The following is a 14,356-nucleotide window of genomic DNA, read 5'->3' as shown; positions in this document are numbered from 1 at the left end:
TCAGGTTGCACTCTATTTTAAGAACCAGAGAAGGCGGAAAAAAGTTTGAGCTACTGAATAACCCAAAATTGTGTTCACGCAAAACCGGTTAAACAAACATAATTATTCTTACCTGTTTTAACATAGAAAAACCCCATCTTACCTCCGTTGAACCTCCGTTAAAGGTCCGTTAAAGGTCCGTTTACCCCCACTCCCTATAATCGGAGGTAAAAGAGAGGTAATTCTTTAACAACTGGGCCGTTTTCCGACAGTTTATGTTAATACGATTTCAACACGATTTTTTTCGCAGTTGTTATAAGAAGTGAAGAGGTGGTATGCAATGATAAAAACATTCAAAATAGTTATAACTGTACATCATTATTAAATCATTAAAAAGTTGTTAATTTCATATTTTTACCTCGAACTATTTTTTTATACGAAGTGTTTTTAATATGTGAGTCAGACACGGTACCAATACTGATAATTCACTTTATAGTTCTTTTCATATTAACGTACAAAAAAAATTCATTCACATGTATTTTATATGGTATATTCTTATCGGAATCTTATCCGGTTTTATTGCCGGCAAGATCATGAGAGGAGGAGGATTCGGCATCCTCATTAATTTGTTGGTTGGTATTATCGGCGGTCTGTTGGGAGGCTGGTTTTTCGGTCTGCTGGGCATTGCAACTGCCGGTATTATGGGTAGTCTGATCACTTCGGTTGTCGGAGCAGTCTTGTTATTGTGGATCGTTTCATTGTTCAAAGACCCACATAAAACAGATATTTAATCTATTATTTATTCATCTTTTAAAACTATTAAATTTATGGAAGAAAATCGTTCAAAATTTTGGATGGGCCTGGGTTTAGGTTCAATCATCGGTGTAATAGCATACCGTTTTAGTTGTTCTTCAAAAGGAAAAGAATTAAAAGAAAAAGCATCTCGCTACCTTCATCAAATAGGAAGCAAATCCGAAGATGTTATTAATTCCGCAAAAGAGAAAGTAATGAATGCAGGAACAAAAGCAGCAGACAAAGTATCCAACGACACTTTCAAGGTCGCTGAAAAAGCAGATGAAATCAAAAATAAAGTGCACAATTTTGCCGATAACGCAAAAAAATAATTCCTGTTTTTGAAACAAAAAAGTATCTAAAACACATTAAACAACACCTATCGATATTGATTCACAATCCTATTTATTCATAGTTGAATATCCCTATTCATAAAAGATTATATCAACTAAAATAAACTACTTCTTATTTTTTTATTAGATGTATATCTTCTAATATTCATATGTATAATTAAAACTTTTGAATTATGTTTTATCATGTAAAAGATTTGCAATACAATGCTCGTGTTTCCGCTCCGGATCCACGTTTCGCCCGTGTCCTCCTTGAAGCATTCGGAGGGGCCAACGGAGAGTTAAAATCGGCAATGCAATATTTCGTACAGGCTTTTAGTTGCCATAATCCTCACCCCGACAAATATGATATGTTGATGGACATTGCAACAGAAGAACTGGGACATCTCGAAATTGTCGGTGCAACCATCCAAATGCTCCTCGGACCGGTAAACGGCAAAATGAAAGATGTGGTAGAAAACATGGAAATCAATAAGATGATGGACGGCAAAGCTGCCAAAGAAAATTTCATCCATCAAGCTTTCACCAATCCGCAATTTCTAGTCTCCTCTCCTGGCAGCCCAACACTGACAGACAGTAATGGCAACCCGTGGTGCGCTACCTACGTATCCGCTAATGCGGATCTTACAGTAGATCTTCGCTCCAACATGGCAGGAGAATGCCGTGCAAAAATAGGATACGAAAACCTCATTCCGCTAACGGATGACCCCTATGTGAAAGAAACACTCATGTTTCTTATGACACGCGAGGTAACCCATTTTCAACAATTCGAAGCAGCATTGGAGACAATTCAACCCAACTTTCCTCCCGGAGTGTTTCAAACCTCCCCCAAATACAGTAATTTGTATTTCAACCTGTCCAAAGGTAAAGATGCTCGTGGACCATGGAATGAAGGCGAAAGTACACGTTTAAAGGAAGAATGGCAATACATAGACGATTCCTTGCAAGAAGTAAGAAGTACAAATGGACTCGTCGACCGTAAACCTAAAGGTACACACCGCACGGAGAAAGAGGTACAACAAATGGACAAGAAACTAGCGAAGGAGCGCAGCAAAGAGGTTCTTTCATCCTTGCCCGAAGGAGCCATGAGTTGGTGTAGTTATCAAGATAAATAAAGGTAACAGGAAAGATGCTGTTGCCCAATATATATTTATTCATTTAAAAAATTACCGTATTATGAACAAGAAGAATGAAAAAAAACAGGTAGAAACAAAAGGGACAAAAAAAGAAACCCAAACAAAAGAAGGCAAGTGTTCAACTTCTGAAAAAAAATCAGCAAAGAAGTAACCGTAATACCACTTGCAGGTGATTAAAATTATTCCCGGCGAAGTTTTTCTTATTTCGCCGGGAAAACTATCCATAAATGATGTATTTCCACAATCAAGAAGAGAGCCGAAAACGAGACTCGAACTCGTGACCTATTCATTACGAATGAATTGCTCTACCAACTGAGCTATTTCGGCAACTTTATATATTACTTTGCTACTTGTTTTTCAATCCGGGCACAAAGATAAAAAGTCTAATCGACATCTGAAAGAAGTTTTGCTAAAAAATCATCTAAATCTGCATCCAAATCTTTCAACAGCGGATCATCTACTCGTAATACTTCATCATCGAGGAAGAGAAGTTCCTCTATTACAACAAAATCCTCATCCGTCAGACTGACAGAGAAAGGTTTCATGATATGGGGACTTTCAAAAACAGTTTTCGCAACTAAAAGAGTCAGCACAGATTTTACGGTGTTGGCTACCTGTTTATTGAATTGCTCTTCTTCACAAGGACAACCTACCCAATCAAAAACGATAACCTTATCCAGTAACCGTTCATCTTCATCATAGATTTGCAGTTCTCCGCTTTCAGCATCCGCCTGAACATATAAATCGCTGTAATAGCCGTTAGAATCTTCAGCTGCCAGCTTACCGATAGCAGAAGTAAATGTTGTCTCCAGGACAGACTGAATCTTTGCATTATTTGCACTCATAACTCTCTTTTTATTCTTTTTTCGAATCGTCTGTCAAAAGTAATAATAATTCGGAGAATATATGATATTATTCACCAAATTGCATGTTAAGTTTTTTATCGGAACGGATACGGTTGCGCAACACTTCTACATAAAGTGCTAACAGTTTAGTATTCTTGCCGTCCTCACCTTCGCTTTTCTTAAATAATTCGTACGATTTATTTGCCCATTCATAGGCCTCGTCCAGGTTGGTCTTCATTTCATTACCCAACGCCAGATTGGAAGCAGCTTTGGCTTTGGCCTTCGGACTGCTTGATTTTTCATAGAGATGCATCCAGTGTTCAGCAGCCTTATCCCATTTTTCTGATTGCGCATAGGCAGAAGCCTCTTTCCAACGGGATCCCATAGCATTATAATACCAGCGCGTTTCGCTATTCCAGTGAGGTACAAAATTAGGACTGGCCTTCGCTCCAATGTATTCGGCAGAAGCACGTAAAGCATTCTCGGATGAAGGTAAATATCTGTCGAGAAGGATCAGATTCGGTGCGTCTTCCATAAAGAAAAGGCTGTCAGCCACATAGACAGTAGCTAAGGGATTCGGCCTGTTGGGAAGATAACCACGCACAACACCGGACATTTTCACCTGGATCTCTCCTTCCACATAACCCTCAGCAAAAGCCACCACATTTTTCTTGGACTCAAACAACATCCGGTCCAGGGAAATCACAGCATCCGATCCGGTTTCGTCACATAATGCCTGTACCTGATCCTGAGTCAATTTTTTATCCTCGTAATAAACATCATCTTTGCGGACTGCATCGTGATAGAGAAGAACGTCATTAAAATAGGACATATCTGCCATCGACCTGCCCAAGCCGCGACATACGTCAAACAGAGCACTGTCGGCTTTCACCTTACAAGTATCCACCTTGTCACCAAACAGACTGAACTCACACCCGACATCATCCGGCTGAGGTACAGCGTTATTCACAACAAGAATCTTTCCTACACTTTTCGGAAATGTTATTTCGGCAGGGTTGTAAGTATCAATACCCACATAGCTAACAGAACTACAGGATGCCAATAAGCAAACACTCAATAAACAATACGCAACTCTCATCACTTTTCACTATTAGAAGGAGGCGCAAAAGATTGCGCCTCTAATTATACAATATCACTCACCGCCTTGAAATAGCCGATCGATTCAGCTATACCCAGGAAAGGATCTTTCATATCCTTTTCATATTCAAGGCTGCACATTCCGGTATAGTTCACCTCGCGCATCATTTTCATCAGCGCAGGGAAATCAATCTTTCCACGACCGATTTCTATACCGACACCTACTTTCGACGAATCCGTCACGTCCTTGATATGCATATCAAACACACGGGTATGATATTTTTTCAGGTCGGTAACCGGGTTACATCCGTTACGCAGGTCATGACCGATATCCAGACACATTCCGATACGCGGATCCAGGTCTTTCGTATGTTCCCATACATCTGTTGCATCCGGATATGTTTTAATATCGGGTCCATGCAAATGGATCGCATAGTGGAAGTCATACTCTTTCACTTTCTTATCCACATAAGGAAGCAATTCGTAATTGGGTACGCCCACAATCAACTTCACCCCTACGCGTTTCGCATACTCGAAACCACGGTCTATCTCCGCTTCACTCTTCATATATATAGGACCAACGGCATAGCCGGTAACATTATGAGCAGCACATTTCTCATGAAATGCCTTGATCTGTTCTTCGTTACTATCCAGCGGCAGATGGAAATCCTTAATGCAAAGATAATGAATATCGAGTCTCTGCAATGTCTTCAGAGTAGTATCCAAATCAAAATAAACAAATGTATAACCAGCCATCCCCAAACGCCAGGGGTTTATTGACTTCGCCGCCTTTGGAATGATCCGGTCCGGCAAACCGGCTTTTACTACGCCTGCCGATCCTAACAATAATGCACCGGCAAGTCCTTGTCTAAAAAATTTTCTTCTAGAATTCTCCATGGTATAATTATGTAAATAATATGTTACGGCTTTTTCAATGGCAACACAACCGTAAAAACAGAGCCTTCACCAAACACGGAAGAGACACTGATCGTCCCGCCCATTTGCGTAATAAGACCTTTACAAATTGCTAACCCCAGTCCTACCCCTTTACTCCAGTCATTCAGTTGAACGAAGCGGCTGAATATCTGCTCCAGTTTATCTTCAGGAATACCTTCACCCGAATCTTCCACCGAGAAGATAACATCAGTCTCCGTCACCTCATAACCAAACCGGATAAAACCTTTTTCCGTATGCTTAATCGCATTGGTCAGCAAGTTAGTAAGAATTTGCGTAAGACGGTTACGATCGGTATAAAAAAGTTGTGGCGGGCACTCATTTAATTCCAATTTAACGTTCTCCGGTATCCTGAGTTGTATTACATTATATATCTCTTTCATCAGGACAGGCAGATTATGATCGGCATAACTGAGCGTCATAGTATTGGATTCAATCTTGGAAATATCAAGGACATCCGTGATCAGGCGCTGAAGCAGTTCATTATTACTTTGGATAATATCGGCATATTCCTGGCGGGTTTCCAAATCATCCTCATCTACCAATACCTGCGAAAAACCGACAATAGCATTCAACGGAGTACGTATTTCGTGATTCATATTCGCCAGGAAAGCAGACTTCATCCGGTCGGCCTCTTCCGCCTTCTCTTTTGCCAACTTCAATTGTTGACCATACCGATGGCGGCTATACGATATATATCCCAACAGACAACACAGAATTAACAGGAAAGCGGCCCCGCCTCCCATTTGGAGCAGATGAGAATGAGCCTGCGCTACTTCCAGATCCATCTGCCTGTTTTTCAACTCCAACTTATCCACCTCATGTTGTGTTTTCATTTCCGCCAGCTCCTGATAGAAACGAACCTGGGACAAGGAGTCATTCAAAAAGGCATATTCTTTATAAGCCAACGAGGCAGCCCTATCCCTTCCGCTTTCAAATAAAACGTCTGCCTTATCCTGCAACATTTCAAGATACCCCTGCATCGTCCTCCGCTCACGCCAGACAGGTAATAAAGAATCATAAACAGCCAAGGCTCTGTTATACTGCTTACTTTGTTTATAATATGCCCCGTAAATAGTCTGCAATTCACTTGAATAACTATACATCTCATGCTCCCGGATATATTCTTCCGCTTTCTTTAAATGTTTCAGAGCTTCCGGGAGTTTATCTTCTGCGATATACAGTATTGCATAATGACGATGCACCACATATTCCAAATAATAGAGGGGGTTTTCATTATCCAGCCATTCGATTCCTTTCTCTTTACAAATCTTGATATACTCTTCCAACCGATGGGTATACTTCATTTTCTTCTCCAGATTCGTAGATTTATTCATCAACTGCCGGATAATATTGACACGCTTGATTAGCGGAGCATTTCTCATCTCCATACTGTTTATAACCTCCTCATACAAAGCTACACCTTCCTCTTCCAGGTTATTAGATAAATAAAAATCAGCTAAGGCCTGATTCGCCATCTCCATTCCTTCCGGGAATTTCAACGTTACGGCTTCCTCTTTCAAACAGGTGACATATTTCAGCGCCTCTTCATTCTTCTTACTACGAGTCAACACATAAATATACCAGGCTTTCATCCTGAAATATTTAACCAGCCTGTTCTGTTCCAAAAATAAAGGCAACGCTTTTTGCATCCAGAAATACAGACTGTCGGGATTCTTTGAATAATAATACCGCACATAACAGAACATCGCATTCGCCTCCTGATAGCTATTTTTCTGGCGTCGTGCCTCTTCCAGCAAACGAGTTGTATACATAAAGCCAACCTGTTGCTGGACATGTTCCCGAGCTAAAGTATAAAGAGTGTCGAGCGACAACGTTTCTTTATTCTTTTCAGCGGCGTTTAATGTTTCCGGGGTACAATATCCCCAAAGAAAACAAAAACTGATAAACAGTATTCCCCTTAATACCCTCATTTCTTACAAACCTTGCATATAGATCAAGGCCTGCAAGTTAGCAAAAATTAAATAGATTATACCTTTTTAATAAAAGATAAAAATAAAAAGTCCCATATTTGTCTGATTCAGAACAAATATGGGACCTATAACAGGATAAAAATAGCTTTTTACTTCTTCAGAGCGGCAATACTTTCTTCGATCGACTTGATCTTACTTTCGGCATCCGCCTGTTTCTTACGTTCCATTTCGATCACTTTAGCCGGAGCTTTGCTTACAAAACTTTCGTTACTTAGCTTCTTCTGTACGGAAGCAAGGAAACCCTGCTGGTATTTCAGTTCTTCAGCCAGTTTTGCCAATTCTTCTTCCACATTGATCATATTACCCAGAGGAACAGCATATTCTGTTGTACGAACCAGGAAAGAAACAGCACCGGCCGCTTTATCGTCAGTTTTTGTAATTTCAGACAGGTTACACATCTTGGCAATAACCGGATTGAAAACATCATTATGATCGCCTAAAACCTGTAAAGCCAATGTATCCTTGTTCGGAATATTTTTCTGCAAACGAATAGTACGAACACCACTAACAATTTCTTTCACTACATCAAAAGCATCCAGATAGGCATTATCGACCGGAGCCACTTCCGGCATCAAAGCCACCATCAAACTTTCACCTTCTTTGCGCGGTTCCAATGCCTGCCACAATTCTTCCGTAATGAACGGCATGAACGGGTGAAGCAAACGAAGCAAGGCGTCGAAGAAACCAAGAGTCTCATCATAAGTCGCCTTGTCGATCGGCAGCTGATAACCCGGCTTGATCATTTCCAGATACCAGGAAGAAAATTCGTCCCAGAACAATTTATAGATCATCATCATTGCCTCACTCAGACGGTATTTGCTGAACAGGTCGTCCACTTCGGCAATCGTCTTGTCCAACTGCATCTTAAACCACTTAACAGCAGTTGCCGATGCTTCCGGCTGTGCGATCGTATCGTCTACCGTCCAACCTTTGATCAGACGAAAGGCATTCCATATCTTATTATTAAAATTACGTCCCTGTTCGCACAATGCCTCATCGAAAGGAATATCGTTTCCGGCAGGTGCAGCCATCATCAGCCCCATACGGACACCATCGGCTCCATACTGTTCAATCAGCAGCAACGGATCGGGAGAGTTTCCCAATGACTTGGACATCTTACGTCCCAGCTTGTCGCGAACGATACCGGTAAAGTACACATTCTTGAACGGCATATCTTTACGGTACTCATAACCGGCCATGATCATACGGGCAACCCAGAAGAAGATGATATCCGGTCCTGTCACCAGGTCGCTGGTCGGATAGTAGTAATTGATTTCTTCGTTATCCGGATTATTGATACCGTCGAACAAAGAGATCGGCCACAACCAGGAAGAGAACCAGGTATCCAGACAGTCGTCGTCCTGACGCAGGTCGGCCATAGTCAATGCCGGATTCTTCTCTTTTGCCAGTTCCAATGCTTTTTCTGCTGTCTCAGCTACTACATAGCCACCTTCCGGCAGATAATAAGCCGGGATGCGGTGTCCCCACCATAACTGACGGCTGATACACCAGTCCTTGATGTTTTCCATCCAGTGACGGTACGTATTCTTGAACTTAGGCGGATAGAATTTAAGTTCGTCATTCATAACCGGTTCCAAAGCAATCTGGGCCAGATGTTCCATTTTCAGGAACCACTGCATAGACAACTTCGGTTCGATAGGAACGTTTGTACGTTCGGAATAACCGACCTTGTTTTCGTAGGCTTCTACTTTTTCCAGCAAGCCGGCTGCTTCCAGGTCTTTCTCGATCTGTTCACGAACATCGAAACGATCCATACCGATATATAAGCCGGCTGCTTCGCTCAATGTACCGTTATCGTTGAAAATATCGATGGATGGCAAGTTATATTTCTCGCCCAGCATATAGTCATTTACATCATGCGCCGGAGTTACCTTCAGACAACCTGTACCGAATTCGATATCTACATAATCGTCTTCGATAACCGGAATCACGCGGTTTACCAGAGGAACGATCACCTTCTTACCCCTCAGATGTTGGTTCTTCGGGTCGTTCGGATTGATACACATGGCAGTATCGCCCATGATCGTTTCCGGACGGGTGGTTGCAACAACAGCGTAACCGTCTTCGCCTTCGATCTTATAACGAAGATAATATAATTTACTATGTTCTTCCTTATAAATTACTTCTTCATCGGAAAGAGCAGTCAGAGCTTTCGGATCCCAGTTTACCATACGTACACCGCGATAGATCAGTCCCTTTTCAAACAGGTCCACGAATACTTTCAATACGCTTTCCGAACGTTTTTCGTCCATCGTGAAAGCCGTACGGTCCCAATCGCAGGATGCACCCAGTTTGCGCAACTGTTTCAGGATAATACCTCCGTGTTCTTCTTTCCATTCCCAGGCATGTTTCAAAAACTCGTCGCGGGTCAGGTCCGTTTTCTTGATTCCCTGCTGAGCCAGTCTGTTTACAACCTTTGCTTCAGTAGCGATAGAAGCATGGTCGGTGCCCGGCACCCAGCAAGCATTCTTTCCAAGCATGCGGGCACGACGGATCAGGATATCCTGAATGGTATTGTTAAGCATGTGTCCCATATGAAGTACGCCGGTGACGTTAGGGGGCGGAATGACGATTGTGTACGGCTCACGGCCGTCTGGTTTCGACTTGAAGAAGCCGTTATCCAACCAATACTGATACCACTTTCCCTCTACTTCGGCGGGGTTGTACTTACTTGCAATTTCCATATTGTTTTGTTCTAATTATATCCTTATTAAACACAGGCCAGTCAGCCTGTTATTTTTGAGTTGCAAAGGTACAAAAAATATTATCATATAGCATGTTCCGCCTATAAAATCAGGATACATCAGTCATTGATCCCTACACCGAACTGCGTCTGTTGCCTTTCAACATCTTTCACTTTCAATTGATTTAATTCTTTACGTAAACGTTCGTTCTCCCTTTCCAGATCACTTTTGTTAGTGGAAAGATTAACTACAGAGCGGGATTGTCCGGATAAGGATAACTCTTTCTGTGAGAAAACTTCTTTTTGATCATTTGCTACACTTTCAAACTCCAGTATCCCCTCCAACGGACGTGACTGGCCCGGATTTTGCATGGAAGCACTGATTTTGATTTTACCTGACTTTGTTGTCGATTGTACCAGGACCGGAGCAGTCCCCCAAACGACCGGACACGGATTCGTACCCACGGAAGCCTCTCCCAGCAAACGTCCCTCACCTTCTATCTCAAACCGGACAACTGAATTATTCAAACGTTTTACCGTTCCACGCTTATCTACGATTTCGGCAATGATAGTTACCACATCGGAGCCATCCGCTTTCAAAGGAACCTGCTCATTGTCCAGACGAAGAGAAATATGGTCTGCCTGACCAGACGGATAGCGTTTATCGCTCACTACGACTTTCCCGTCTATCAATCCCTCGGCCAGCAGATACGCATCATCCTGCCTTCCTGAGCGGGCCATCGCTTTCCATTCCATAAAATGAAATGCATCCGCAAAAGTTATTATAGGAGAAGGCATACCTTTATGATCAGGGTCTTTCTTATAAATATACTCTTTCCCATTCTTGAAGACTGTTAAACGTACTTCATCACAATTGGAATACACAGTCACATCTTTCGGTGAAAAAGGTGTAAGTTCATGTGCTATATAGATCATCGGTCCATTATCCGCAATCAAATCGCTTTTTTCCGGAGAACGCTGCGACATAAACATATAATAAGACGCTTTCGGCTGGCGAAAAGCATCCATAATTCCGCCATAAAAAGGATCGGCATGATAACCGCGCTGATGATCGAACGAATGCCAGAAACAGGCACCGACAATCTGGTGGGGTTTATTGCTGATCGTTTCATAACATAAAACCGGATAATCCTTTATATAAGACGGATTCGCATAATGCTCCGCCTGAAGCAGCATCGGTACTTCTCCCCATCCCCGTGCCACACGGCTATCCGAGTTCTGGGCGTTCCAATCGTCGACATTATCTCCCCATTCACGAATGAAATAGGTTTTATCTGTCCGTAATTTCGATTCGATCGGACGCAGTAACAAGGAGTAGTAATGATCACCTTCCGCCCCGTCGTCACAGGCCGCAATACTATAGGGATACGGGTATTCTTCCCGGCAAATATCCAATGCCTTTTTGGCAAAGTCCTCCGGATAATGCGTCTCATTCAGGATTGGTTCCCAGAAGAACAAAGAGGCATGATTACGATGTATACGGATCATATTCCGTATATCCGAATAAACACGCTCTCCAAAAACCGGTTCTTTATTCCAGAACTGCCAACCCGGAACTTCTACCAGTGCAAACAAACCTAATTCATCACAAGCATCCATAAAAGCCGGGTCTATCACATAATGGGTACGAATAACCTTCAACCCCGCATCACGCAGTTTTTTGGCATCCCGCCATTGCATTGAATTCGGCAAAGCATTACCCAAAACAGCAAAATCCTGGTGCCGGTTTGTTCCCATGATCTTTCCTTCGTAAGGTTTTCCGTTTATCCATAAACCTTCCGTTTGTTTAAATTCGATACTTCTGATACCGATTCTCTGACGATAGCCATCCACAATCCGGTCATTAGCACCTTTGACCATCACTTCCAAATCATATAAATAAGGATGATCGGGACTCCATAAAGAAGGTGCGTTAATTTTCATCGAACCAACAGCATACGAAGCATTTCCCCTCTTCACTGTCAACTTCTTCGATACACGCTTGACAAGTTCACCAGATTTCCTTTTCAACTCAAAAGTAACCGTAACATTCTTATCGCTTACCGAACTATTCCGGATATGGGCTTTTAGATTGACAAGGGCACTTTTTTCAGACACATCCGCATAAGAAACAAACAGGCCGCCCCCCGCAACTTCATTTTCATAATTTGCATTGGTTATAAACACATCATTATGTGCAATCAGCCAGCAATCACGGTAAATGCCTCCGAAATAAGTAAAGTCCAGCATATTTTGCGGTTTACCGACCGGATAAGAAGGGTCATCACTATTATCTGCCTTTACTGCTATTACATTTTCTTCTCCCCACTTCAGGAGATTAGTTACATCTAAAATAACAGGTAAATATCCACCATAATGCTTTTTCAATAATTGCCCATTCACATAGACTTCACTTTTCCCCATTATCGCTTCAAAATGTATAAACATTTGTTTTCCTTTCAACCGTTCATCCGGAGTAAAATGTTTACGATACCAGGCAATGCCCTGATAATTAGCACAACCACTGGCTTCCTCCGGCAGATACTCCAATCCATGCGGAACAGAGACCACCTCCCAACCGGAGTCATCAAAATTCACAGTATAGGGCATCCCCGGCACGTCACCTTTAATAAATCTCCATGCCAGATTCATGGAATAAACCTCACGTCCGGTATTAGACAACTCATAAAAACCGGCAGTCGAGAACTCCGGCAAGTTTGAGGCTGACAGATTGAATGTCAATAAGAGAAAGAGTAACGCTAAAATATTCTTTTTCATAAAATAGTCTGTTATTAGAATCAATCACTTTTACTTTCAAAAGGAAACCCCGCATCTTCATCCGCAAATTAAGATCCGGGGTTCTCCAACCTAATTAGTAATCAGTATTACCAATCTTTATTCTGCACCAGATTTGAATTATTATCTATGGCTTCCTGAGGAACCGGGAACAAATACATCTTATCATTCCAGAAACGTTCTTCCACAAACTTATTATCCATAGCTTCACTAATCGCTTTCAAACGTGCACCGTATACTTTGCCGGATTTCACCTTATCTGCAATACGCCAACGAATAATATCATAATAACGCAAACCTTCAAAGGCCGTTTCTATCCGTCTTTCATGGCGTAACTTTTCACGCAGTACAGATTGGGAAGCAATTACAATATCAGGCATCCCCGCCCGTTGACGGATTTGGTTAATCAACGTAACCGCTTCACCCAAATCCTGACCGGATTCGATCAAAGCCTCCGCCCGCATCAAAAGGACATCTCCATAACGCAAAATAGTCAAATTCTTCTGACCACGTGTACGGTCTGCATATTCTCCCTGCAAATCCACCCACTTCGTGACCAGAAAGCCGGTCATATGAGTTTCTTTCTTTACATAATCCTTACTGTCCGGATCGTCAACACCATAGCGTGAAAGAACATTTCCACCCACTTTCCACTCCCAATACGGCCACATGATCGTAGCTGCCAGACGAGGATCGCGGAAATCATATTCTCCGCGATGCGTTTCAGCTTCCGCATCTTTCCTTTTCTGGAAATATTCACACCCCAGAGATTCGCATTCGGAAACCGGATGACCGTTCACACATTCATAATCGTCCACCAACTCCTGCAACCCCAACACATGGGACCAACCGGCATAAATGGAAGAGGCCGGAGACAGGTTACGGTTCAGTTCATGTACAACCAACGGAGAGCTATATTGATGTTCAAAAATCACTTCCTTATTACTGCCATCAGCCTGTGGACGGAATAATTCTTCATAACTGGGATGAAGCTCGTATTTTCCGGCTTTAATCACCTCATTCGTATAATAAAGAACCTTTTCATAATTCTTTTCATGTAGATAAATACGGGAAAGAAATGCATTTACTACCTGCTTGTTAACACGACCGGTTTCCGTTATAGCAACCTTCTCAATATTCGGTAAAACTCCATCTTCCAACTCCTTCAATATAAAATCCAAAACTTCCTGGCGAGGCTGACGTGATGTCTCACGAGCTTCAGCCACACTCAAAGTCTTAGTAATCAAAGGTACATCTCCAAAAAAGAAAACCATATCATAATAAACAAATGCACGAATAAAACGTACTTCCGCATTAAAACGGAGATATTCTTCTTCCGATATCTGGTCTTTCGCTTTCTCGATCCCTTCCAGTATATAATTCAACTTGGCTATGGAAGCATACTTCCATTCATCCTTAACTGCTGCACTCTGAGTAGTATAAGTACCGTTACCCACTTCTTTATATTTGGCTTCACGATGTGTTGCATTATCACTGATACAATCACGAAGTACTACTTCGTTGGGTCCATACACATATTGATAAGCTCCCTTTACCATCATTTCCGTCTGGCTCTTATCGCTCCACCATTGATCTTCTGAAATCTGATCCAAAGGAGGAGTTGTCAGGAAACTGTCGCATGAAGAAACACCTAGCGCCATCATGGCCGCACATATATATATTTTTATTGATTTCATTTTTCCAGCTT

The 14,356-nt window shown here is 42.1% G+C and carries 10 protein-coding genes and 1 tRNA gene; 3 read left to right on the top strand and 8 right to left on the bottom strand.

Annotated features, from left to right (window positions below; translation table 11 throughout):
* The first annotated feature begins 512 nt into the window (after positions 1 to 512).
* From DWW91_RS04650 to DWW91_RS04640, 3 genes are all read left to right on the top strand, one after another.
* A complete protein-coding gene (locus DWW91_RS04650) occupies positions 513 to 770 on the top strand; it encodes a GlsB/YeaQ/YmgE family stress response membrane protein (protein ID WP_010802122.1) in 258 nt (85 codons plus the stop codon).
* Positions 771 to 806: 36 nt separating this feature from the next.
* Positions 807 to 1,103, top strand: coding sequence for a YtxH domain-containing protein (locus tag DWW91_RS04645; RefSeq protein ID WP_122327106.1), 297 nt, complete (start codon positions 807 to 809; stop codon positions 1,101 to 1,103).
* Positions 1,104 to 1,297: 194 nt separating this feature from the next.
* Positions 1,298 to 2,236 (top strand): manganese catalase family protein, encoded by a 939-nt coding sequence (locus tag DWW91_RS04640; RefSeq protein ID WP_122327105.1) that lies wholly within the window; start codon positions 1,298 to 1,300, stop codon positions 2,234 to 2,236.
* Between the two features lie 275 nt (positions 2,237 to 2,511).
* On the opposite strand, the gene DWW91_RS04635 is transcribed toward DWW91_RS04640, so the two are convergent.
* From DWW91_RS04635 to DWW91_RS04600, 8 genes are all read right to left on the bottom strand, one after another.
* A tRNA-Thr gene (locus DWW91_RS04635) sits at positions 2,512 to 2,584 on the bottom strand.
* A 56-nt stretch (positions 2,585 to 2,640) separates the two neighbouring features.
* Positions 2,641 to 3,102, bottom strand: coding sequence for a hypothetical protein (locus DWW91_RS04630; protein WP_122327104.1), 462 nt, complete (start codon positions 3,100 to 3,102; stop codon positions 2,641 to 2,643).
* A 67-nt stretch (positions 3,103 to 3,169) separates the two neighbouring features.
* Positions 3,170 to 4,201, bottom strand: a complete 1,032-nt coding sequence (locus DWW91_RS04625; protein ID WP_007654585.1) for a DUF6340 family protein — start codon at positions 4,199 to 4,201, stop codon at positions 3,170 to 3,172.
* Positions 4,202 to 4,245: 44 nt separating this feature from the next.
* The gene (locus tag DWW91_RS04620) at positions 4,246 to 5,097 is read right to left on the bottom strand and encodes a sugar phosphate isomerase/epimerase (protein WP_122327103.1); all 852 of its coding nucleotides are present in this window, start codon (positions 5,095 to 5,097) and stop codon (positions 4,246 to 4,248) included.
* A gap of 23 nt (positions 5,098 to 5,120) precedes the next feature.
* A complete protein-coding gene (locus DWW91_RS04615; RefSeq protein WP_122327102.1) occupies positions 5,121 to 7,088 on the bottom strand; it encodes a HAMP domain-containing sensor histidine kinase in 1,968 nt (655 codons plus the stop codon).
* A gap of 149 nt (positions 7,089 to 7,237) precedes the next feature.
* Positions 7,238 to 9,853, bottom strand: coding sequence for a valine--tRNA ligase (locus tag DWW91_RS04610; protein ID WP_122327101.1), 2,616 nt, complete (start codon positions 9,851 to 9,853; stop codon positions 7,238 to 7,240).
* A gap of 119 nt (positions 9,854 to 9,972) precedes the next feature.
* Complete coding sequence (locus DWW91_RS04605; RefSeq protein ID WP_122327100.1) at positions 9,973 to 12,630, bottom strand: sugar-binding domain-containing protein; 2,658 nt, start codon at positions 12,628 to 12,630, stop codon at positions 9,973 to 9,975.
* A gap of 107 nt (positions 12,631 to 12,737) precedes the next feature.
* On the bottom strand, positions 12,738 to 14,345 hold the full coding sequence (locus tag DWW91_RS04600; RefSeq protein ID WP_046145248.1) for a RagB/SusD family nutrient uptake outer membrane protein: 1,608 nt from the start codon (positions 14,343 to 14,345) through the stop codon (positions 12,738 to 12,740).
* Between the last annotated feature and the right edge of the window lie 11 nt (positions 14,346 to 14,356).

Origin of the sequence: Parabacteroides sp. AF17-3 (genome assembly GCF_003635445.1) — a bacterium.
In the GTDB taxonomy this organism is placed as follows: Bacteria; Bacteroidota; Bacteroidia; order Bacteroidales; family Tannerellaceae; genus Parabacteroides; species Parabacteroides goldsteinii.
The sequence above is the reverse complement of the archived record's forward strand: the minus strand, read 5'-3'. Positions and strand labels throughout refer to the sequence as shown.

What these genes read in the sequence shown, in the direction of transcription:
- DWW91_RS04650 (WP_010802122.1), top strand. Translation starts at nt 513, where the DNA reads ATGTATTTTATATGGTATATTCTTATCGGAATCTTATCCGGTTTTATT.
- DWW91_RS04645 (WP_122327106.1), top strand. Translation starts at nt 807, where the DNA reads ATGGAAGAAAATCGTTCAAAATTTTGGATGGGCCTGGGTTTAGGTTCA.
- DWW91_RS04640 (WP_122327105.1), top strand. Translation starts at nt 1,298, where the DNA reads ATGTTTTATCATGTAAAAGATTTGCAATACAATGCTCGTGTTTCCGCT.
- DWW91_RS04630 (WP_122327104.1), bottom strand. Translation starts at nt 3,102, where the DNA reads ATGAGTGCAAATAATGCAAAGATTCAGTCTGTCCTGGAGACAACATTT.
- DWW91_RS04625 (WP_007654585.1), bottom strand. Translation starts at nt 4,201, where the DNA reads ATGAGAGTTGCGTATTGTTTATTGAGTGTTTGCTTATTGGCATCCTGT.
- DWW91_RS04620 (WP_122327103.1), bottom strand. Translation starts at nt 5,097, where the DNA reads ATGGAGAATTCTAGAAGAAAATTTTTTAGACAAGGACTTGCCGGTGCA.
- DWW91_RS04615 (WP_122327102.1), bottom strand. Translation starts at nt 7,088, where the DNA reads ATGAGGGTATTAAGGGGAATACTGTTTATCAGTTTTTGTTTTCTTTGG.
- DWW91_RS04610 (WP_122327101.1), bottom strand. Translation starts at nt 9,853, where the DNA reads ATGGAAATTGCAAGTAAGTACAACCCCGCCGAAGTAGAGGGAAAGTGG.
- DWW91_RS04605 (WP_122327100.1), bottom strand. Translation starts at nt 12,630, where the DNA reads ATGAAAAAGAATATTTTAGCGTTACTCTTTCTCTTATTGACATTCAAT.
- DWW91_RS04600 (WP_046145248.1), bottom strand. Translation starts at nt 14,345, where the DNA reads ATGAAATCAATAAAAATATATATATGTGCGGCCATGATGGCGCTAGGT.